Source organism: Lysobacter terrae, from assembly GCF_054782215.1.
This window is the reverse complement of sequence record NZ_BAAGSX010000010.1, coordinates 89,420-109,794: the sequence shown is the minus strand read 5'-3', so window position 1 is coordinate 109,794 and position 20,375 is coordinate 89,420. Positions and strand designations below refer to the sequence as shown.

At 64.6% G+C, this 20,375-nt stretch carries 18 protein-coding genes and 2 tRNA genes; 13 read left to right on the top strand and 7 right to left on the bottom strand.

Going from position 1 to position 20,375, the window contains the following annotated elements; translation table 11 throughout:
* Positions 1–16: 16 nt before the first annotated feature.
* Entirely contained in the window at positions 17–901 is an 885-nt protein-coding gene (gene nadC, locus ACYVJ8_RS15445; protein WP_460714011.1) for a carboxylating nicotinate-nucleotide diphosphorylase, read from the bottom strand.
* The gene (locus tag ACYVJ8_RS15440; RefSeq protein ID WP_460714009.1) at positions 898–1,167 is read right to left on the bottom strand and encodes a Trm112 family protein; all 270 of its coding nucleotides are present in this window, start codon (positions 1,165–1,167) and stop codon (positions 898–900) included. Before ACYVJ8_RS15440 ends, nadC begins: the two co-directional genes overlap by 4 nt.
* A gap of 57 nt (positions 1,168–1,224) precedes the next feature.
* Here ACYVJ8_RS15440 and purE point away from each other — a divergent pair, with 57 nt between their 5' ends.
* The gene (gene purE / locus ACYVJ8_RS15435; RefSeq protein ID WP_460714007.1) at positions 1,225–1,728 is read left to right on the top strand and encodes a 5-(carboxyamino)imidazole ribonucleotide mutase; all 504 of its coding nucleotides are present in this window, start codon (positions 1,225–1,227) and stop codon (positions 1,726–1,728) included.
* A 9-nt stretch (positions 1,729–1,737) separates the two neighbouring features.
* Positions 1,738–2,877 carry a 5-(carboxyamino)imidazole ribonucleotide synthase gene (locus ACYVJ8_RS15430; protein ID WP_460714005.1) on the top strand — a complete coding sequence of 380 codons (1,140 nt, stop codon included), beginning with the start codon at positions 1,738–1,740 and terminating at the stop codon, positions 2,875–2,877.
* A gap of 66 nt (positions 2,878–2,943) precedes the next feature.
* Here the strand turns inward: ACYVJ8_RS15430 and ACYVJ8_RS15425 are convergent, their stop codons facing one another.
* Positions 2,944–3,438 carry a hypothetical protein gene (locus tag ACYVJ8_RS15425; RefSeq protein ID WP_460714003.1) on the bottom strand — a complete coding sequence of 165 codons (495 nt, stop codon included), beginning with the start codon at positions 3,436–3,438 and terminating at the stop codon, positions 2,944–2,946.
* A 149-nt stretch (positions 3,439–3,587) separates the two neighbouring features.
* Complete coding sequence (gene sodB, locus ACYVJ8_RS15420) at positions 3,588–4,166, bottom strand: superoxide dismutase [Fe] (RefSeq protein WP_460714001.1); 579 nt, start codon at positions 4,164–4,166, stop codon at positions 3,588–3,590.
* A gap of 184 nt (positions 4,167–4,350) precedes the next feature.
* Here sodB and grxD point away from each other — a divergent pair, with 184 nt between their 5' ends.
* From grxD to ppnN, 5 genes are all read left to right on the top strand, one after another.
* Positions 4,351–4,671, top strand: a complete 321-nt coding sequence (gene grxD, locus ACYVJ8_RS15415; protein ID WP_460713998.1) for a Grx4 family monothiol glutaredoxin — start codon at positions 4,351–4,353, stop codon at positions 4,669–4,671.
* Positions 4,668–5,414, top strand: a complete 747-nt coding sequence (locus ACYVJ8_RS15410) for an SDR family NAD(P)-dependent oxidoreductase (protein WP_460713996.1) — start codon at positions 4,668–4,670, stop codon at positions 5,412–5,414. The genes grxD and ACYVJ8_RS15410 overlap by 4 nt, the downstream gene beginning before the upstream one ends.
* Positions 5,415–5,426: 12 nt before the next feature.
* Positions 5,427–6,029, top strand: a complete 603-nt coding sequence (locus tag ACYVJ8_RS15405) for a MarC family protein (RefSeq protein WP_460713994.1) — start codon at positions 5,427–5,429, stop codon at positions 6,027–6,029.
* Between the two features lie 231 nt (positions 6,030–6,260).
* A complete protein-coding gene (locus ACYVJ8_RS15400; RefSeq protein ID WP_460713992.1) occupies positions 6,261–9,677 on the top strand; it encodes a TonB-dependent receptor in 3,417 nt (1,138 codons plus the stop codon).
* A gap of 117 nt (positions 9,678–9,794) precedes the next feature.
* Positions 9,795–11,186, top strand: coding sequence for a nucleotide 5'-monophosphate nucleosidase PpnN (gene ppnN / locus ACYVJ8_RS15395; RefSeq protein WP_460713990.1), 1,392 nt, complete (start codon positions 9,795–9,797; stop codon positions 11,184–11,186).
* A 61-nt stretch (positions 11,187–11,247) separates the two neighbouring features.
* Here the strand turns inward: ppnN and ACYVJ8_RS15390 are convergent, their stop codons facing one another.
* The gene (locus ACYVJ8_RS15390) at positions 11,248–11,676 is read right to left on the bottom strand and encodes a type IV pilin protein (protein WP_460713988.1); all 429 of its coding nucleotides are present in this window, start codon (positions 11,674–11,676) and stop codon (positions 11,248–11,250) included.
* A gap of 161 nt (positions 11,677–11,837) precedes the next feature.
* On the opposite strand from ACYVJ8_RS15390, the gene ACYVJ8_RS15385 reads away from it, so the two are divergent.
* Genes ACYVJ8_RS15385 through pilV form a run of 4 tightly spaced genes read left to right on the top strand, consistent with a single transcriptional unit; the run spans position 11,838 to position 17,190 of the window.
* Entirely contained in the window at positions 11,838–12,428 is a 591-nt protein-coding gene (locus ACYVJ8_RS15385) for a pilus assembly FimT family protein (RefSeq protein ID WP_460713986.1), read from the top strand.
* Positions 12,416–13,210 carry a PilW family protein gene (locus ACYVJ8_RS15380; protein ID WP_460713984.1) on the top strand — a complete coding sequence of 265 codons (795 nt, stop codon included), beginning with the start codon at positions 12,416–12,418 and terminating at the stop codon, positions 13,208–13,210. Before ACYVJ8_RS15385 ends, ACYVJ8_RS15380 begins: the two co-directional genes overlap by 13 nt.
* A gap of 13 nt (positions 13,211–13,223) precedes the next feature.
* Positions 13,224–14,870 carry a pilus assembly PilX family protein gene (locus ACYVJ8_RS15375; protein WP_460713982.1) on the top strand — a complete coding sequence of 549 codons (1,647 nt, stop codon included), beginning with the start codon at positions 13,224–13,226 and terminating at the stop codon, positions 14,868–14,870.
* 10 nt (positions 14,871–14,880) lie between these two features.
* Positions 14,881–17,190 (top strand): type IV pilus modification protein PilV, encoded by a 2,310-nt coding sequence (gene pilV, locus ACYVJ8_RS15370; RefSeq protein WP_460713980.1) that lies wholly within the window; start codon positions 14,881–14,883, stop codon positions 17,188–17,190.
* Positions 17,191–17,308: 118 nt separating this feature from the next.
* Here the strand turns inward: pilV and ACYVJ8_RS15365 are convergent.
* Positions 17,309–17,385: transfer RNA gene (locus ACYVJ8_RS15365), tRNA-Asn, on the bottom strand.
* Between the two features lie 53 nt (positions 17,386–17,438).
* Positions 17,439–17,981 carry a GspH/FimT family pseudopilin gene (locus ACYVJ8_RS15360; protein ID WP_460713979.1) on the bottom strand — a complete coding sequence of 181 codons (543 nt, stop codon included), beginning with the start codon at positions 17,979–17,981 and terminating at the stop codon, positions 17,439–17,441.
* Between the two features lie 155 nt (positions 17,982–18,136).
* Here ACYVJ8_RS15360 and uvrB point away from each other — a divergent pair, with 155 nt between their 5' ends.
* Together uvrB and ACYVJ8_RS15350 are read left to right on the top strand one after the other, a co-directional pair.
* Positions 18,137–20,167, top strand: coding sequence for an excinuclease ABC subunit UvrB (gene uvrB, locus ACYVJ8_RS15355; protein WP_460713976.1), 2,031 nt, complete (start codon positions 18,137–18,139; stop codon positions 20,165–20,167).
* A gap of 109 nt (positions 20,168–20,276) precedes the next feature.
* Positions 20,277–20,351, top strand: a tRNA-Val gene (locus ACYVJ8_RS15350).
* Positions 20,352–20,375: the final 24 nt, after the last annotated feature.

Sequence of the window (20,375 nt, the reverse complement as noted above, 5' to 3'; positions counted from 1 at the left end):
CATGCCCGAAGACGGCTCAGCCGCCCGGCGGCGGACCCAGCTTCAACGACAGGTCGATGGCCTGGACGTGCTTGGTGAGGCCGCCGATCGAAATGCAGTCGACGCCGTCCTCCGCGATCGCGCGCAGCGTCGTCATGTCCACTCCGCCCGAGACTTCCAGGGGAATGCGGCCGTTGAACGGTTCCGCACGCGCGATGCGCACCGCTTCCCGGCGCGTGGCGGCATCGAAGTCATCGACGAGGATGCGGTCGCAGCCTACGCGCAGCGCCTCCTGCAATTGTTCGAGCGTTTCGACTTCGACGATCAGCGGGAGCGCGGGATAGGTCGCACGCGCAGCACGGATCGCCGCGGTGATCGAGCCGGCCGCGCGGACGTGGTTTTCCTTCAACATCACCGCGTCGTACAGGCCCATGCGATGGTTGACGCCGCCGCCGACCCGCACCGCGTATTTCTGCGCCAGCCGCAGACCGGGAATGGTCTTGCGCGTGTCGAGGATGCGTGCGCCGGTACCCTGCACCGCTTCCACGTAACGTGCGGTCACCGTCGCAGTCGCCGACAGGGTCTGCAGGAAATTGAGCGAAGCGCGCTCGGCGCTGACGAGCGCGCGGGCGCGCCCCTGCAAGGTGGCCAGCACCGTGCCCTTGCGCACGCGCTCGCCTTCTTCCACGCGCCATGCGATCTGCACGTCCGGATCGAGCGCACGATGGCAGGCGTCGAACCACGGCCGGCCGCAGACGATGCTGTCTTCCTTGCACAGCAGGTAAGCGCTGTCGGCCGTATCCGGCAGCAAGGCCGCGGTGACGTCGCCGCTGCCGATGTCTTCGGCGAGCGCCCGCGCGACGTCGGCCTCGATGGCTTCGGCCGGCGGTGGCGCGAAGTCGCGGCTCGACGCAGTGCTCATGCGGCAGGGAAGCCTTCGACCTGTACCGTCGCCAGGGACTCTTCGGCCAGCAGCACCGGGATGCCGTCGTCGACGCGGTAGACGGTCTTGCGGTCCCGGGTCACCAGGGCCTCGCGCAAGGCCTCGCTCTGTAGGCTGCCGTCGCCGCGGGCGACGCCACCGGCCGCGATGGCCGCATTGATCGCCTGCAACCCGCGGCTGTCGAGCAGGCCCAGCGGCTGGCGGGTGGTGGGGCAGACGAGCAGGTCCAGCAGTTTGCGGTCCATGACGATGTAGGTGCGGCTGAAGGCCGGTAGAATACCTTTTTGACGCCTGGAACCGTCATGGCAGCAACCGAACAAAGCCCGCTGGTAGGCATCGTCATGGGCTCGCGCTCCGATTGGGAGACCATGCAGCACGCTGCGGCGCGGCTCGAAGCCCTCGGTGTTCCGCACGAAATCCGCGTCGTGTCCGCTCATCGCACGCCCGACGTTCTGTTCTCTTACGCCGAATCTGCCGCGCAACGCGGCCTGCGCGCGATCATCGCGGGCGCTGGCGGCGCCGCGCACCTGCCGGGCATGCTCGCTTCGAAGACGGCGGTCCCGGTGCTCGGCGTACCGGTGCAGAGCAAGGCGCTCAACGGCATGGATTCGCTGCTGTCCATCGTGCAGATGCCCGCGGGTATTCCGGTGGCGACATTCGCGATCGGCAATGCCGGCGCGGCGAATGCGGGTTTGTTCGCTGCGGCGATGCTCGCCGGTGAGTTTCCCGCCATCGGCAGCGCGCTCGACGCCTTCCGCGCCAAGCAGACCGAAGACGTGATCGCCAACGACGATCCGCGCAAGTAGGGCCTCGCCATGACGACGGTTGGAATTCTCGGCGGCGGCCAGCTCGCCCGCATGATGGCTCTGTCGGGCGCGCCGCTGGGGCTGCGCTTCCTGGTGATGGATACCGTGGCCGACGCGTGCGCCGGCCAGTTCGCGCCGCTGATCGTCGGCGACTGGCGCGACGAGAAAGCGCTGGGCGAATTCGCTTCCAAGGTGGACGTTGCGACGTTCGACTTCGAGAACGTTCCGGCCGAATCCGCGCAATGGTTGGCCGAACGCGTTCCGGTTTTTCCGCAACCGCGCGCCCTGGCCGTGGCGCAGGACCGGCTGGCCGAGAAGACGCTGTTCCGCGAGCTCGGCATTCCCGTGCCTGAGTTCGCGGCGATCGCCACGCGCGAAGAACTCGACGCCGCGATCGCGCAATTGGGCACACCGTGCATTCTCAAGACGCGGCGGCTGGGCTATGACGGCAAAGGCCAGTTCCGTATCAAGTCGCCCGGCGATGCGCAGGGCGCCTGGGACGCGCTGGGTGCGCAGGCATCGACCGTCGGGCTCATCCTCGAAGGATTCATCGCATTCGAGCGCGAACTGAGCGTCGTGGCCGTGCGCGGACGCGACGGCGAATTCCGCACGTGGCCGCTGACCGAGAACTGGCACGTCGACGGCGTGCTATCGGCCAGCCTGGCTCCGGCCAAGGCCGATGACGCGACCGCGCAAACGGCGTACGCGTATGCGAAGAAGCTGGCCGAATCGCTCGACTACGTCGGCGTGTTCGCGCTGGAACTGTTCAGCCGCGGCGGCGAGCTGCTGGCGAACGAGCTCGCGCCGCGCGTGCACAATTCCGGGCACTGGACGATCGAAGGCAGCGAAACCTCGCAGTTCCAGAACCATCTGCGCGCCGTGCTGGGCCTGCCCTTGGGCGATACGCGCATGGTCGGCATGGCGTGCATGCTCAACTGGATCGGGGCGATGCCTGATGCGAAGGCGGTGCTGGGCGAAGCCGGTGGTCACTGGCACGACTACGGCAAAGAGCCGCGGTCCGGACGCAAGGTAGGCCACGCGACGCTGCGCGCCGATGCGGCCCAGGATCTCGCCGCAACGCTGAAGCGTGTCGGCGCTGCTCTGGGCAGGCAGGCGCAGGTCGCGCCCGTGATCGCCTCGCTGCGCTGAAGCGGTTCGATCACCCAATGAGAAACGGCCGGAATCTCCGGCCGTTCTGCTTTCAATGCCGCCGAATCAAGCCGTAAGCCGTCGCATGCGCACGGTCAGCACGATCGCGTAGGTGAGGTAGTAGCCGATGAGCGTCGCCGCGAAAGCCAGCGTCAGCGGGCTGGCTCCCGTGCCCGGCTGCGCCTGCACGAACCCGCCATGCATGAAGCGCCAGGCCAGCCGCCCGACCAGGAGCAGCGACAGCGCGCCGCCGATCCACGGGTTGGGCAGGTAAGTGCGCTGACCCTCGATCAGGTCGACCTGGGTCAGCGACACGCCGTACAGGCCCAGCAGCAGACCCGCTGCGAATCCGGCCGAGACGGCCCAAGCGGCGCCCGGCACGAAGATGCCGGCCAATACCAGCGAACCCAACACCAGCGAGAGCAATACGATGCGCGCGATCGTGCGCCGGGGTTGCCACGGCTGCCGTCCGAACTGGCGGCGGATGCGGCGGTAGTACATCAGGCCGATGCCGGCGGTCATCGCATACGGGAGCAGGGCAGGGAGCGCGGCGGTGGCCATGGCAAGGTCCGTTCGGGATTGGGCGGCAGCTTATGCGCTCCATCGGGCGTCGCGAGGTGCCAAAGGTCAGTTTCGGCAAAGTCCCGGGCAAAAGAAAAGCGGCCGGGTCGCCCCGGCCGCTTTCGTCTCTTTGCCGAGAACCGCGCGGGTCAGCGCAGGTTCGACGCGACGAAGTCCCAGTTGACGAGGTTCCAGAAGGCCTCGACGTACTTCGGGCGCGCGTTGCGGTAGTCGATGTAGTAGGCGTGCTCCCACACGTCGCAGGTCAGCAGCGCCTTGTCTTCGCCGGTCAGCGGCGTGCCGGCGTTGGAGGTGCTGACCAGGGCCAGCGAGCCGTCCGGGCGCTGCACCAGCCAGCCCCAGCCGGAGCCGAAGGTGCCGACCGAGACTTTGGTGAACTCTTCCTTGAACTTGGCGAAGTCGCCGAAGGCCTTGTTGATCAGTTCGGCCAGCTTGCCGGTCGGCTCGCCGCCGCCATTGGGCTTGAGGCAGTTCCAATAGAACGTGTGATTCCACACCTGGGCCGCGTTGTTGAACATGCCGCCCTGCGACTTGCGGATGATGTCCTCCAACGGCATGTCCGCGAACTCGGTGCCCGCGATCATGTTGTTGAGGTTGGTCACGTAGGTCTGGTGGTGCTTGCCGTAGTGATATTCGAGGGTCTCGGCCGAAATGTGCGGCTCGAGCGCGGAGCGTTCGTACGGAAGCGGGGGCAGTTCGATGGCCATGGCTGGCTCCTTGCTGGCGAGTGGAAGCTGGGGGCGCCGTCCGCAACGATCCGGTGATCGCATCGGGGGCAGCGAGAAAGCTTTTACAATACGCATTGTATCCCCACGTTCAGCTGCCCGGTCCTCACTTGCCGGGGACGCGCCATTCCAGTGACGTCCATGCAGCGCCAAGCAGGAGCAGTCCATGTCTGTCATTGAGCGGATCCAGGCCGAAGTCGAAGGCCATCCGATCGTCCTTTTCATGAAGGGCACCGCGCAGTTCCCCATGTGCGGCTTTTCCAGCCGCACGGTGCAGGCGCTGAAGGCCGCGGGCGCCTCGCAGCTGCACACCATCAACGTGCTGGAAGACCCTGAGGTCCGCGCCAATCTGCCGCGCTACTCGAACTGGCCGACCTTCCCGCAGCTGTTCGTCAACGGCGAGCTGATCGGCGGCTGCGACATCACCCTCGAACTGTTCGAATCCGGCGAACTCGCCCGGATGATCAGCGAAGCCCAGCAGCAGTGAGCGCCGCTTCCGCGCCGGCGGCGGAGCCGGTACTGCAAGGCCGCGTCGTATTGATCACGGGCGCACACGGCGGCCTGGGCTCCGCGGCGAGCGTCGCGTGCGCGCGTGCGGGGGCGACCGTGGTACTGCTTGGCCGCAAGGTGCCGAGGTTGAACCGCGTATACGACGCCGTGGCCGCGGCGGGTGCCGAGCCGCTGCTGTATCCGCTGGACCTTGAAGGCGCCTCCGCCGACGACTACGCCGAGATGGCGGAGCGCATCGGCTCCGAGCTCGGCCGCCTCGATGGCGTGCTGCACTGCGCGGCGAACTTCCCGGGGCTCACACCCTTGCTTCAGACCGACCCAGCAGCGTTCGCGCGCGCAATCCACGTCGACCTCACCGCACGCTGGTGGCTCACGCAGGCCTGTCTCCCGCTGCTCGCCAAGGCGGACGATGCAGCGGTGGTGTTCGTGCTCGACGACCTGGCGCGGGTCGGTCAGGCGTTCTGGGGTGGCTACGGCCTGGCCCAGCACGCGCTCGCCGGCATGGTGGGCATGCTGCAGTCCGAGCTGGCCACCTCGAAGATCCGCATTTCCGGCTTGCAGCCTGGTCCGATGCGCACGCCGCTACGCGCCAAGGCCTATGTCGAGGAGAACGATCGCATCGCCCGCGACCCCGAGGCGTATGCGCCGCACTGCGTTACCCTGCTGTCCGCTGCGGGCGCCCCGCACCGCGGCCAGATCTGGGCTCCCGCCGCCGCGTAACCTACTGCGCCGATGACGATCGCTTCCGCCGCGCTACTGCTATTCCTGATCCTCGACCCGCTGGGCAACATTCCGGTGTTCCTCAGCCTGTTGCGGGGATTGCCGGCGCGACGTCAGCGCATCGTATTGGCACGCGAGCTCACCATCGCCCTGGGCGTGCTGATGATGTTCCTGTGGGGCGGCAAGTACGCCCTGGAGCTGATGCACCTGCGTCAGGAGTCGGTATCGATCGCCGGCGGCATCGTCCTGTTCCTGATCGGCATCCGGATGATCTTCCCGCCGCCCGAGGGGCTGATGGGGGAACTGCCTGATGGCGAGCCCTTCATCGTGCCGATGGCCATTCCCCTGGTGGCGGGGCCGTCCGGCATGGCGGCGGTCATGCTGATGGGTAGCAACGACCCGGGCCGCCTGGCGGACTGGAGCCTCGCGCTGCTGCTGGCCTGGGGTACGACCGCCGCGATCCTCTTCAGCGCCACCTATCTCTACAAATGGCTGGGCACGCGCGTGCTGATCGCGGTCGAGCGCCTCATGGGCATGCTGCTGGTGGCCATTTCGGTCCAGATGTTCCTGGACGGCCTGGGGACTTATCTGCGCATCCCGGTCCCGGGGGCCTGACCGGTTCCATACCCCCCGCCCCCCGCCAGACTGTGGCGCCGGTCAAGAAAGTGAAATCTAAACGCCATAGTATGGGTTAAACTGGCGTTAACCCAGCCAAGCGGCTGGGTCCAGGGGGTTCCAAAAGAAGTTTTCGCCATAAGGGCCGGCAGGACGCGGGCCTGTCGCCGCTTGTCTTCCGTTTTTTCACTTCGAGGCATCCGAACAATGACTCAATCCAACCGCGTCCGCATGTCGAAGCTCACGCTTGGCCTGCTCGCCGTTCTCGCAACTGCACCTGCGTTCGCGCAAAGCACCTCCGCCGGTGTTGGCGGCATGGTCACCGACGCAAGCGGCGCACCTGTCGTCGGCGCAGAAGTCACCATCACGCACAACGAATCGGGCACCATCAGCCGCGCCGTCACCGACGCGAGCGGTCGCTACAACGCGCGCGGTCTGCGTGTCGGCGGCCCGTACACCATCACCGTGACCAAGTCGGGCTCCGGCACCGACACTGAAGACGGCGTGTACCTGCCGCTGAACCAGGTCGCCACGGTGAACGCGCAACTGACCGGCGATGTCACCACGCTCGAAGCCGTGCAGGCCGTCGCCATCAGCGGCGCCAGCGTGTTCAGCGCCAACAAGATGGGTTCGGGCACCAGCGTTACGCAGCAGGAGATCCAGGCGCTGCCGTCGATGAACGGCAACATCCAGGACTTCATGCGCCTCGACCCGCGCGTGGCCTTCACCGATCGCGCCTCGGGCAGCATCACCGCCGGCGGCCAGAATCCGCGCTTCAACAAGATCACCATCGACGGCGTGTCGGCCAGCGACACCTTCGGCCTGGAAGGCAACAACATGCCGACCCTGCGCCAGCCGGTCTCGATGGAAGCCATCGAAGCCATCGACATCGACCTGTCGAGCTACGACGTGACAGTCGCCGGCGCCGCTGGCGCCAACGTCAACGCCGTTACCAAGTCGGGCACCAACGAGTTCCACGGCTCGATCTACGGCACCTACCGCGATGGCGACTGGTTCGGCGATTACCCGACCCGCGTCGCGGGCAGCACGCTGGACGTCACCGATCGGCCGTTCGACGAATACAAGAAGGAAGAAACCTACGGCGCGACCTTCGGTGGTCCGCTGCTGAAGGACAAGCTGTTCTTCTTCGCCAACTACGAAAAGTTCAAGCAGACCGAGATCGGTCCGGCCGGCAGCAGCACCGGTACGAACCCGCTGGTGGCGGGCGCCGACTTCAACGCCGCGGACGTGGCCGAAGTGCAGCGCATCGCCCGCGACGTGTGGGGCTTCGATGCCGGCGGCCTGACCGGCGGCGACACCGAGCTTGAAGAGAAGGCACTGAAGGTCGACTGGAACATCAACGACAACCACCGCGCCAGCCTGCGCTACAGCAAGCTGGAGCAGACCCGCGTGCGTCCGGAAGCTTCCAGCGCCAGCGGCCTGTCGCTGAGCTCCAACTGGTTCAACCACGAGAAGACCGTGGAGAGCTACGTCGGCCAGCTGTTCAGCGACTGGTCCGACAACTTCTCGACCGAGTTCAAGGTCTCGTACCGCGACTATTCCGCGATCCGCGTCAACCCGACCCACGCGCCGACTATCCAGATCTTCTTCGACGACGGCATCGTCGGCAACGGCAACGACAATCCGGTCGGCACGAACAACAACAGCACCTCCGGCCTCGACTTCATCCGCATCGGCACCGAGCGTAGCTCGATGGGCAATGCGCTGAAGACCAAGACCTGGAACTACTTCGCGTCGGGCACCTGGACGCTGGGCGACCACGACGTCAAGTTCGGCGGCGAGTACAGCGACAACGACATCTACAACTTCTTCCTGCAGGACGCGTGGGGCAACTACAGCTTCTACGTGCCGAACAATCCGGTCGGCCCGACCGGTACGCCGAATTTCGCCAACCTGCTCAACGGCCGTTACTTCGACTACGACCTGCAGACCAATCCGACCGATCCCAACGCGATCGCGGCGCGCTACACCAGCAAGAACCTCGGCCTGTTCCTGCAGGACACCTGGTACGTGAACTCCAAGCTGACGCTGACCCTCGGCGTGCGCGGCGATCGTCCGGAAGCCACTCCGGCTCCGCCGTTCAACGCCTGCTTCGCGGCGGCCCCGGGCACGGCCAATGCGGCTTGCGGCGCGGGTTACACCGGTGGCTTCGGTATCGACAACTCGCACACCTATAGCGACAAGTTCATCATCCAGCCGCGCTTCGGCTTCAACTACACCTTCGACAGCGAGCGTCCCACGCAGCTGCGCGGTGGCGTCGGCCTGTTCCAGGGCGATGCGCCGCAGGTGTGGGTCGGCAATGCCTACAGCAGCACGGGCATGAACTACATCTCGTACCAGAACCTGGTCTGCGTGGACGCGAACGCCGACGGCCGTTGCGACAACGGCGTCCAGTTCACCGCGAATGGCCTGGCTCCGTCGATTCCGGCGGGCGGCACAGGTGTCCGCAACGTCAATGCGATCGCGGACGACTTCGAGCTGCCGTCGGTGTGGAAGGCCAACCTGGCGATGGATCACGAACTGCCGTGGTACGGCATCGTCGCTTCGGCCGAAGTGCTGCTGACGGACGTCAAGAACGGCCTGTTCTACCGCACCCTCAACGTGGGTCCGGGCTACACCGATCCGTACGGCCGTACGCTGTACTGGAATCCCAACAGCCCGCGTCCGTTCGGTAACACCACCGCCACCGGCGGCATTCCGGCCAACGGCGCGCGCTTCGGCCGCAACACCTACTTCGGCGACGTGTTCCTGATCGAGAACACCAACAAGGGCAAGGGCCAGCAGCTCACGGTCTCGTTGAACAAGCCGTTCGCCGGCAGCGACTGGTCGTGGACCCTGGGCTACACCTACACCAATGCCGAAGAAGTGGCCGCGCTGACCAGCTCGACCGCCGGTTCGGGCTTCGGGTCGCAGCTGGGCTTCAACATCAACGAGCCGACCAGCAGCACGGCGCGCTACGAGATCAAGGACCGCTTCAGCGGCTCCCTGGATTGGAAGCACGCGTTCTTCGGTGACTACCACACCCAGGTCGGCCTGTTCTACGAAGGCCGCAGCGGCCGTCCGTACAGCTACATCTTCAGCGGCGATGCCAACGGCGACAACCGTACCTTCAACGACCTGTTCTACGTGCCGGCCGGCCCGGGCGACGTGAAGTTCGGCACCATCAGCGCCACCGGCGTGTTCACGCCGAATGCGCAGATGGAAGCGGACTTCTGGCGCTTCATGGACGCCCACCCCGAGCTGCAGCGTTACCGCGGCCAGTTCGCCCCTGAAAACGGCTTCCGTGCTTCCTGGGTCAACACCTTCGACCTGCGCATCAGCCAGGAGCTGCCGGGCTTCTTCAAGGGTCACAAGTCGAAGGTCTGGGTGGACATCCAGAACGTCGGCAACCTGATCAACAAGGACTGGGGCCACGTCATCGACTACGGCTTCAACGCCAACAACTCGGTTGCCACCCTGGTCGGTATCAACGGCGGCAAGTACGTTTACAGCTACCGCGGCAATTCGCCTGCCGGCACGCCGGAATTCGGCCAGACCATCGCGCAGGGCATCCCGACCAATGCCGACAGCCAGACCAACGGCATCTCGCAGTGGTCGGCGCAGGTGGGCTTCAAGTACGAGTTCTGATCAGTTTGTCGGAACCAAAGCAGTGCAAAAACGGCCGGGGAAACCCGGCCGTTTTTTTGTGGGCGCCGCTGCGCTAGAGTCGCCCGGTTAAGACGAAGAAACGCAAGAGTCGGAAAAATGAACGCAAACCTCGAATCCATCGACACCCGTCTGCCGACGGTGAACACCCACATCTATCCGCGCGGCGGACTCGACGTGCTCTCGCGCACCGAAGTGGCGCGCCTGCGCGATGCCTCCGCCGGCGGCATGCACGATCTGCTGCGCCGTTGCGCGCTGGCCGTGCTGACCAGCGGCAGCGCTTCGGACGATCCGCGCGCGGCGCGCGAGCTCTATCCGCACTTCGACATCGAAGTGCAGCAGCAGGATCGCGGCGTGCGCATCGACCTGCGCAACGCACCGGCCATGGCGTTCGTCGATGGCGAAATCATTCACGGTGTCGCCGACCTGCTGTTCGCGGCCGTGCGCGATCTGGCTTACATCGCCATCGAACTCGGCGAAGAGGGCGGCCGCGACCTCGCCAGCAGCGAAGGCATCACCGACTCCGTGTTCGGCGTGCTACGCAACGCGCGCCTGCTCCGGCCCGCCGACCCGAACCTGGTCGTGTGCTGGGGCGGCCACTCCATCTCGCGCGAAGAGTACGTCTACACCAAGCAGGTGGGTTACGAGCTGGGGCTGCGTGGCCTGGACATCTGCACGGGCTGCGGACCGGGTGCCATGAAGGGGCCGATGAAGGGCGCCACCATCGCGCATGCCAAGCAGCGCAAGCGCAACACGCGCTACATCGGCATCACCGAGCCCGGCATCATCGCCGCCGAATCGCCGAATCCGATCGTGAATCACCTGGTGATCATGCCGGACATCGAGAAGCGCCTCGAAGCCTTCGTGCGGCTCGGTCACGGCATCATCGTGTTCCCGGGCGGCGTTGGCACGGCCGAAGAGATCCTCTATCTGCTGGGCATCCTGCTGCGCGAGGAAAACGCGGGTCTGCCGTTCCCACTGATCTTTACCGGACCGACCACGTCGGCGCCGTATTTCGAACAGATCGATCGCTTCATCCGCCTGACCTTGGGAGACGAAGCGACGCGCCGCTACCAGATCATCACCGGCGACAGCGCCGAGGTCGCCAGGCGCATGACCGCTGGCATCCGCAAGGTTCGCGAACACCGCATCGCGCAGAAGGACTCATTCTTCTTCAACTGGTCCGTGGAGATTCCCGAAGCGTTCCAGCGCCCCTTCGTCCCGACGCACGAGGCGATGGCCGCGCTCGATCTGCACCACGGCCGCAAGCCGCACGAACTGGCGGCGGACCTGCGCCGCGCGTTTTCCGGCATCGTCGCCGGTAATGTGAAGGAAGACGGCATGCGTCGCATCGAAGAGCATGGCCCCTTCGAGATCCATGGCGACGCCGACATCATGCATTCGCTGGATGCCCTGTTGCGGGCGTTCGTCGAGCAGCGGCGTATGAAGATCGCCGGGGAGTACAAACCTTGTTATCGGGTGCTGGCCTGATTCAGGCCAGCGGTTCTCGATTTCTCTATTGCAAGATCGTCCTACGGCTACCTGTTGTCGGTTACCAGCAGGTATTACCCGAAGGCGTCGACGTCTTCGTGACCTTGCCGCACTGAACGCTCAGCACCATCGTTGCGCATTTACTGTCGCTGGCCTGGCTACCCGTAGCCGTTGCGGTGAACGCATAGCAGGTCGACGAGCTGCAGGTGCAGCCGCTCGCATCCGCGGGCGTGCTGGCCGCAACGGTGTAGTAACCACTCGGCAGCGGGGACTCGCCGCCGATGTCGGACAGCGTGCTGGTGTAAGTGGTGTGGCTGGCGCGCCAACGTTCCTGCTTGAGCTGCAGCTCGCTGAGCGCCTGCATGGCGTCGGAGCGGCGGCTCTTGCGGATCTGGTCCATGAACGTGGGAATGGCGATCGTTGCCAGGATCCCGACAATGGCGATCACCACAACCAGTTCGATAAGCGTGAAACCCCTGCGGCTGCGCATCTGGCACCCCCCATGTGTCGACTGGGCCATCCTAACATCACGCTCCATTTTCGACGTTCCAGCTGCCGCCCTTTGTCCGGAGATGCTGGCCGTTCATCCGTAGCTGCTTGCTGCCTCGGAAACGGTGGGCGATCTTAGGCTCTGCTGCCGAGGGGGCTCCCATGCAATACGGGACTTGGGGAAAGAAAATTCGCGGCTTTACCCTGATCGAACTGATGGTTGCGATCGCCGTCCTGGCGATCCTCACCGCATTGGCCGTGCCGGCGTTCGTCGATTTTCGCGAGCGGGTGGCGGTGCGGGGGGCGGGTGACCAGCTGGTTTCCTTCTGGGCCAATGCGCGGCTCGAAGCGCTCAAGCGCAATCAGGTGATCGCGGTCACAGTTCGCACGTCCGGAACGGACATGTGCATCGGTGCCGCTACCGGTACTTCGGCCTGCGACTGTTTCACTGGCGGTGCTTGCAACGTAAGTCAGTACCCGAGTGCGCAATCGGATTGGCGGCACGTCACGCCGGTCGGCAATCCGACGCTTGGGCCTACCGACAGCGACACTGTAGGACTGGGGGTCATTGATCCCAAGCGCGGCTATCTCAGCGACGACGATGACGACGGCGGTCTGACCGTGCAGTCGCCAGGCGGCAACAACTACCGCTTGAGGTTCTATGTCGATCGTTGGGCGCGTGCCTATCTCTGCCAGCCTACCGATTCGCCGATGACTCTTACGGAATATTCCACCCGGACATGCGCGCCATGATCAGGATTCCACGACAAACCGGTTTCTCCCTAGTGGAGCTGATGGTGTCCCTGGTGGCCGGGATGATTGTCGTCGGCGCGGTGCTGGCGTTCACGGTCTCCAGCGTGCGGGCGAACTCCGAGTTCACCCGTTCCACCAAGCTCACGCAGGAATTGCGTAACGTCAACGATCACCTGGTCGACGAGCTGAGGCGTGCCGGCTACGACGAAAACGCGATGGACTATGTAGCGAGCAACTCCTCCACCGACGTATCTCCATTCGCGCCGATCTATCTGGAAAAGACTGCCGGCGCCAATTGCATCAAGTACGCCTATGACCGCGAACCGGGTACTCCCGGCGCCATCGACCAGGCGAATTCGGAAATCCGCGCCATACGCCGGGCGATCGCCACGATCGGCGGAAGAAACATCGGCGTGATCGAAGTCGCAGAAAGTACCGCCACCGTCAATCCTTCCTGCGATGGCGCACAGCCGGATTATTCCGCCTATCCGCCGACCTGCAACACGGCCTCCGGCTGGTGCCCGTTGAGTGATCCGCGCGTCCTCGACGTCCAGACTTTCACGATCGACGACACGGCAGCCGCCGGCGTCAGCCACGGTATTCAGGAAATCGCGGCATCCACCGGTTTCATGCCGTTGCGCATCCGCGAATATCGCCTGAACCTGACCGGCGTGCTGGTGTCCGATAGCACCATCAGCCGCTCCGTTCAATCGAACGTGAAAGTCAGGTCCGACTGTCTGCGTGCCGACGCCAACGACTGTGCACTTGCGCCAACGCCGTAAGAGGCCCGAAATCATGATCGCTCATCGCAACCATTTTCCCGCAGGTCTCGCAGCGCGCCGCCGCCAATCCGGCGTCACGACATTGGCGATCTCGCTGATCCTGCTGGTGATCATCTCGCTGATGGTCGTGTTCTCCAGCAACGTCGGTTTCTTCGAGCAGCGCACGACGACGAATGAGAACCGCGCCCGCATGGCGCAGTCCGCCTCCGAATACGCGCTCAATCTGGCGGGCGAGTACCTGAAGGCCAACCGCAATCTGCTGATCTCGAATACGGGTACCGGCTGGCTCGCGACCGGGGCGAACCGCCGCTGGGTCAAGTGCTCGGATGTGGGTACCGCGGACGCCGACTTCCCGACGGGCCATCCTTGCCTCTCGGAGCGTTTTCCGGCTCGCCGCGCGAAGCTGTACTTCTGGACGGACACTGGTGCCGTCGACGGCAATCAGGCACTGCCTTACCGCAGCATCATTCCCGATGTCGCCGAGGCGGAAGCGGGCATGGGCGGGACGGCGGCCTTCGCGACGACTACCAATGTCCGCGCGTTGCTGTGCCGCCTGGACACCAGCGATCCTTCCAATGTCCAGTGCGCACTGGAGCCTACGTCTGGCAACCGCGTCGCGCTCTACCTAATCTCCGACGCGCAGCTGACCAACGAATCCGGGCAGGCCGAAGCCAAGGAAGCCTGGGCAACCTACAGCTCCTTCGTGCCGACCGCCGCGGTTCCGCTCATCGCCAGCGGCTACGTGCAGGGCCTGGGTAACGGCCAGATCGTGGCCGCGCCGAACGCCGGCGGCTACGGGTTGCCAGGTTCGATCTGGTCGCCCCATGACGTGGACATCGAGGCCACTTCGGGTGGCGGCGTCGGCAGCGTTTCGACCTGCTATGTCGGTGACTACCTCAAGTCCACGCCTGAGGCCGATCTGAAGACCACGTGCGCCACCAGCAATAACGCCTGCGGCTGCGATGCCTCCTCGGATACGGCCACGACCTATCTGTCTGGCCACGCCGGCTCGGTGAAGCGCGAGCGCGAAGACATTCTCGACGTGGACAGCAACCTCGGCACGCTCCCTGACATCACGTTTTTCCCGGGCGCCGGGCTGGACAAGGTCGGCGACAACACCGACGACTCGCTGTTCGAATACACCTTCAATCCGGTGACCAACGTAGTCGCGGATCACGACGCCACCGGTACCACACTGGTCAATTGCGGCGACACGGGTACCCAGAACTGCTTCGACTACGTGATGCGCGAGGAATTCGATCCCGAGATCATGGCCGATTGTTCCGGCCTGAGTTCTTCGTCCAGCGGCATCATCTACGTCACCGGCGCGTGCACCAGCCTGCCGACCCAGGTGGGAACCCCGGAAAGTCCTGCGATCGTGGTCATCAACCAGGGATCGACGGAACTGCACATCGGTTCCCAGCTGTTGTTCTACGGCATGTTGTTCCTTCACAGCGACGACCAGTCCGCTTCGATGCGCGGCAATGGCAACGCGAAGGTGTTCGGCGCGGTCGTGGTCGAAGGCAGTGTCGACTTCAACGGCAGCCTGACCGTCATCTACGACGACTCCTCTGTTTCCAGCGATACCCACAAGTTGCCGAAGAGCGCCAAGTTCGGGCGCGTCCCTGGCTCCTGGCTCGATGCCAAGACCGCGTTCTGAGGAAGATGCAATGACTACTCATACCTCATCCCGACGCGCCGCAGGCTTCAGCCTCATCGAAGTGCTGATCGCGGTCATCGTGCTCAGTTTCGGCCTGCTGGCGCTGGCGGCGCTGCAAGGCGCGCTGTTCAAGGCCTCCGCAGAAGCCAAGGCCCAGTCAGTGGGGCTGAGCCTGGCGCAGGAGAAGCTCGAGTACTACCGCGGCTACAAGACGACCTCCGACTACCAGGCGATCACCGGTGGCACTGACACCGCGCAAACGATCGGCGGCGTCACTTTTACGCGCTCCTGGACGGTCACGCGCTACGCGTATCCGACCGCAGGCGGCAGCTTCGCCTCGGTAACCAACACCGGTGCGACCGCTGCAACCTACGTCGCCAATAACGAGTTCAAGCGCATCCAGGTCAATGTCGGCTGGACGGATGCGGAAGGCCATGGCCAGACGGTCAGTCTGGAAGACGCCATCGCCGCGCTTTCGCCTGCCGACAGCGCCAAACTCGCGCGCATGACCAATAGCGGCGCCGTTCGCGGCCCGCAGGTGATGATCCACGACCCGACGACCGAAGGCGGCGTCATCCCGATCGCGATCGGCGACAACACCGATACTGCAGCGACCAACCCGAAGCCGATCACCGCAGGCAACAGCAACAACCAGCGCCTGATCGAAACCCGCTTCGACGTGCTGACTTACACGGGCGCCAACGGGGCCACGGCCTTGGCGACCTCGCGCGTGGAGACAGCGGTCGTGGGCTGCACCTGTGACTACGGTACCCGCAGCAGCACTGCGATAGCCAAGCGTCCGACCTATTGGGACGGTACGCGCTACGTCTCTCCTGCAGATGCCAGCTACGCGCCGCTAGCGGGCGAAGCGAGCCTGAACAACAACTCGTCGCAGAGCGGCCTGTGCACGGCGTGCTGCCGCGACCACCACGATCCGTCGGGTGTCGCCGGCGCCAAGTTCGACCCGCGTAACTCCTCGCACGTGAGCGGCCATTACTTGCTGGATTCGTCCACCGGTTCCATCGCCGGGCCGCGGCTCACCGGAACCTATACGGAAGCCTGTCGCCTCATTCGCGTCGACGGTTTCTTCCGCGTCGCCGCGGACATGTACAACGACTACATGAACCTGTTGGAGACGAAGAACGATGGTTCTACGGGCGCCTATCTGCCCACGGCAACGGCGACGACCAACTATCAGAACTTCGTTCTGGACTACCTCAACACCAAGGTGGTCGCCGCTGCGGGCAATTACAACAACATCCTGCCCCTGACCTCGCCGGCGACGGTGACGACGCTGGAATCGACGCATTCGCTCAATAACCCGGCGACCATCGATATCAATTCCAGCAGCGGCATGAAGTGGCTGCACGATCGCGGCCTGTACGTGGATTACCTGGAGGACGAAGCCGTCCAGGCGATCAACGACGCGAAGAACAACTGCACCGCCTCCGGCGGCGGCGCGCCGACCAGCACCGACCTGCGCGAATGCGTGCTGCGCGTGCTTCCGTTCACGTCGATCAACCTGAGCGAACTCGCGAACTGGACACCACAGAGCGGTTCGCAGATCGTCGTGACGAACGGCGAATTCAAGACCTCGACAGATACGACGCCGATCCGCGGCAAGGTCACTCCTGGCAGCAGTCCGACCAACAACCAGACCATCGACGCGATCGCGACGATGCGCCGTTCCAATACCGGTCTGACCACGCAGACGGGCGAAATCGATACGGACGACGCTTCCACCTGGACGGATAACCAGCAGTTCCGCATCCAGGGCGGCAGTAGCGGCAATAACGGCGGCAGCTATAGCGTCACGTTCACCGGCTATACGTTCGGCGACACGACGTCGTCGTATCCGACGATCAGTGCGCCCAACACGACGTGCAACTACGCTACCAATGGCGGGTCCAGGCCGAATCCGTACACCTGTACGACGACGCTGCTGACCGGCTCGCAGCTGCTGTCGGTCGGCCACTACAACACCCAGGACTCGATAAAGCAGGCGACCTTGACCTGCACGGACACGGCGACGAACACGACGTTCTCGCATACGTTCAACGGGCAGGGCAAGACCATCAACATGTGCCGCAACTACAGCATCCTGAGCGCTTCGGGCGGCGGTGCGGTGAGCAGCTCGCCGAGTGATGCGGGGCTGATTGCGGAAGCGACGACGGTCAACTACGGGTCGATCGCCAACGGTGCCGCGCTGACGCTGACGCTGCAGCTCGATTCCTCGACGGAGTCGTATACCTGTAAGTACACAGGCAACAATACGGGCCAAGACAACAACTACACCGTCACACCGGTCGATTGCCCATGATGCTAAGAAGCCCGCCGAAAGGCGGGCTTCTTGTTTTCGGGCGACGGCGCGTCAGCAGTTTCCGCTCGACGGGCAACAAAAAAGGCCTGCATCGCTGCAGGCCTTTTTCAAACAAATTTGGCGCCCGAAGTTGGACTCGAACCAACGACCCCCTGATTAACAGTCAAGTGCTCTAACCGGCTGAGCTATTCGGGCGGGACGCGTATGGTAGGTGTGGGCCGGGCAGGGGTCAAGCCCGTTCGGCTGCTTCAATTGCCGTAAACGCAGTTCGAGGCCGCTGCCGAGGTGGGTTTGCCGCCCCGAAGATTTCCCGTGTTGGAAAGCACCAGGGTGGTCGCCGAATTGACGCCTCGCGCGTCGCACAACGTCAAGGTGATGTTCGAGCCCGCATTCCCGCCGTTGGGCTGGAAAACGATCTTCTTTCGTCCCTGTGTCGAGCGCAGATGGACCCCGTGCGGGAGCGCCTCATGCGTGCCGAGCCGGGTCTCGTTGGCGTCCGCGATCCGGTTGCCGTTGAGGTCGGCGAAAGCCATCCAGCCCTGGTCCCAGTTCGCCGCGCCACTGCATTGTGCCGTTGCCGCGACCGGGCAGATAACCACCTCGCTGCCCGCCAACGACGAGTGGCGGATCGCGGCCAGCAGGCTGGCAGCCAAATCGGCGCGCACAGCCCCGGAGTGGGCCGCGGCCAGCGCGTTCGACCACGCGGGCACGGCGATCGCTAGCAGAATCGCCACGACACACAAGACGATCAGGGCTTCGATCAGGGTGAATCCTTTCGGGGGCGGGCGCATTCAGGATCTCCGGTCGCGTACGCCGGCATGCTCGCTGAGCCGTTCATGGCTGCCCGTCGGCCGGGCCCGCACTGTCGGGTAGGAAAACGCCGCACCCGCCCGCATAACCGGGACTGGCTACACTCAGCGATTGCCTCGTCTCCCCCGCAGGCCCCATGAACGAATTGATCCATCCCGTAGGCTTCCAACTGGTCTCGCCGTACCAGCCGAACGGCGACCAGCCGCAGGCGATCGAAAAACTGGTGGCCGGGTTCGAGAACGGCCTGGCCCACCAGACCCTGCTGGGCGTCACCGGTTCCGGCAAGACCTTCACCGTCGCCAACGTCGTGCAGCAGGTGCAGAAGCCGACGATCGTGATGGCGCACAACAAGACGCTGGCCGCGCAGCTCTACGGCGAGTTCAAATCGTTCTTCCCGCACAACGCGGTCGAGTACTTCGTCAGCTACTACGACTACTACCAGCCGGAAGCCTACGTGCCGTCCTCCGATACCTATATCGAGAAGGACAGCTCGGTGAACGAGCACATCGAGCAGATGCGCCTGTCGGCGACCAAGGCGCTGCTGGAACGGCGCGACGCGCTGATCGTCTGCACGGTGTCGGCGATCTACGGATTGGGCGACCCCAACGAATACTTCAAGATGGTGCTGCACATGGTGCGCGGCGAACGCATCGAACAGCGCGAGCTGATCCGCCGCCTCACCGAAATGCAGTACACGCGCAACGACACCGAGTTGCGCCGCGCGACCTACCGCGTTCGCGGCGAAGTCATCGACGTGCATCCGGCCGAAAGCGATGCCGAGGCGCTGCGCATCGAGCTGTTCGACGGCGAGATCGAAAACCTCACCATGTTCGACCCGCTCACCGGCGAGACCCTGCGCAAGCTGCCGCGCTATACGATCTATCCCGGTTCGCATTACGTGACCTCGCGCCGCACCGTGCTGGACGCGGTCACTGCGATCAAGGAAGAGCTGCGCGAGCGCCTGGAACAGCTTTATGCCCAGAACAAGCTGGTCGAAGCGCAGCGTCTCGCGCAGCGCACGCAGTTCGACCTGGAGATGCTGGCGGAAGTCGGCTACTGCAACGGCATCGAAAACTACAGCCGGCATCTCACCGGGCACATGCCGGGCGAGCCGCCGCCGTGCCTGTTCGATTACCTGCCGCCCGACGCGCTGCTGGTGGTCGACGAGTCGCACGTGACTGTTCCGCAGATCAGCGCGATGTACAAGGGCGACCGTTCGCGCAAGGAAACGCTGGTGGAATTCGGTTTCCGCATGCCGTCCGCGCTGGACAACCGGCCGCTGAAATTCGAGGAATGGGAATTGCGTTCCCCGCGTACGATCTTCGTGTCGGCGACGCCGGGCCCGTATGAGCTGCGGCATAGCGAAGGGCAGGTGACCGAGCTGGTCGTGCGTCCCACCGGCCTGATCGATCCGCAAGTCGAGGTCCGCCCGGTCGCGACCCAGGTCGACGACGTGCTGGGCGAAATCCATGAGCGTGTCGCGATGGGCGACCGCGTGCTGATCACCACGTTGACCAAGCGCATGGCGGAGAACCTGACCGAATATCTCGGCGAACACGGCGTGCGCGTGCGCTACCTGCACTCGGACATCGAAACCGTGGAGCGCGTGGAAATCATCCGCGACCTGCGCAAGGGCGTATTCGACGTGCTGGTGGGCATCAACCTGCTGCGCGAGGGCCTGGACATGCCCGAGGTATCGCTGGTCGCGATTCTCGACGCCGACAAGGAGGGCTTTCTGCGTTCGGCCGGTTCGCTGATCCAGACCATCGGCCGCGCCGCGCGCAACGTGCGCGGCAAGGCGATCCTGTATGCGGACACGATGACCAAATCGATGAAGGCCGCGATCGAGGAAACCGACCGCCGCCGCCACAAGCAGGTCGAATACAACACCATTCACGGCATCACGCCGCGCTCGGTCGCCAAGCCCATCGTCGACATCATGGAAGGAGCGCGCGTCGATCCGGATGCGCTCAAGGCCAAGGGCCGGGCGCGCAAGGTGGCCGAGGAGGCCGCCGAATATGCGGCGCTCAGCCCCGCCCAGTTCGCCGCGCGGGTCAAGGCGATGGAGCAAAAGATGTACAAGCACGCGCGCGACCTCGAATTCGAGGAAGCGGCCGCCGTGCGCGACCAACTGCGCCGCCTGCGCGAGGCGGGGTTCGCGGCCTAGGTACGGCTGCGGGGTCGGATTCCGAGCCGGCAGGCGGGCAAAAAGCCTTGCCCGCGATGCCGCTGCCGGGCTACACTGCGCGCCCCTCGCAGCGGGGTTTGGCTGCAGCGGGCGGTTAGCTCAGCGGTAGAGCACTACCTTGACATGGTAGGGGTCACAGGTTCGAACCCTGTACCGCCCACCAGATCCAATGCAAACGGCGCGATCC